The sequence below is a fragment of the Pedobacter foliorum genome (assembly GCF_013266735.1).
Taxonomy (GTDB): domain Bacteria; phylum Bacteroidota; class Bacteroidia; order Sphingobacteriales; family Sphingobacteriaceae; genus Pedobacter; species Pedobacter foliorum.
The window spans coordinates 1-642 of sequence record NZ_JABSNU010000041.1 but is presented as its reverse complement, the minus strand read 5'-3'; the positions used below and the strand labels follow the sequence as shown (position 1 = coordinate 642).

1 protein-coding gene and 1 pseudogene are annotated in these 642 nt (G+C 38.3%); both read left to right on the top strand.

Going from position 1 to position 642, the window contains the following annotated elements; genetic code table 11:
• Nucleotides 1–76 precede the first annotated feature (76 nt).
• Nucleotides 77–430 carry an ISAon1 family transposase N-terminal region protein gene (locus HQN83_RS25185; protein WP_173094513.1) on the top strand — a complete coding sequence of 118 codons (354 nt, stop codon included), beginning with the start codon at nt 77–79 and terminating at the stop codon, nt 428–430.
• A pseudogene (locus HQN83_RS25180) lies at nt 423–642 on the top strand (ISAon1 family transposase); the annotation flags it as partial. The gene HQN83_RS25185 and the pseudogene HQN83_RS25180, both read left to right, overlap by 8 nt.

Sequence of the window (642 nt, the reverse complement as noted above, 5' to 3'; positions counted from 1 at the left end):
GGATCAAGCGGAATTCTTGGGGGGAAGAAAATAATTTCTTTCTTTTGCGATTGTAAATCAAACGACAATTTTCATTTTGAGCGCAGCTGCAGAAACCCTTATCAGTTTATTATTACCAGAAGGCATTCTGGATTATTTTGAATTAACACAAGTAGAAAAAGAAGGTAAGATGTTGAATATCTACCTTGAAGAGAAAAATATAGCTCCTGATGGCTATACAAACAAAGACCTTGAGTCCAAAGGATTCTTTCCAGAGGTGAGTATTCAGGATTTTCCGATCCGTGGTCAAAAAGTCGCTTTATGCATTAAACGGCGTCGTTGGACAGTTAAGAAGACCGGAGAGATCATCAGCAGGGATTGGGATTTAGTAAGAAAAGGGGCACGAATGACGACGGAATTCGGTCTTTTTTTAAAAGGAATATTTGGATAATCATCCAATCAGCTGTTACCATTTAGGTCATTACTTTCAGGTAGAGGGCAAACAACTACAGGAACAATACAAAGAGCATATCAGTGATTACAATAGTTGGGAGCAAAAAGATCATGCAGACCAGTGGATGCTGTTCACAAAGAATATCAGTCCATATTTGAGCATCGATGAGACTGCTTTATCCAATGGAGAATTATATACCATCATCACCA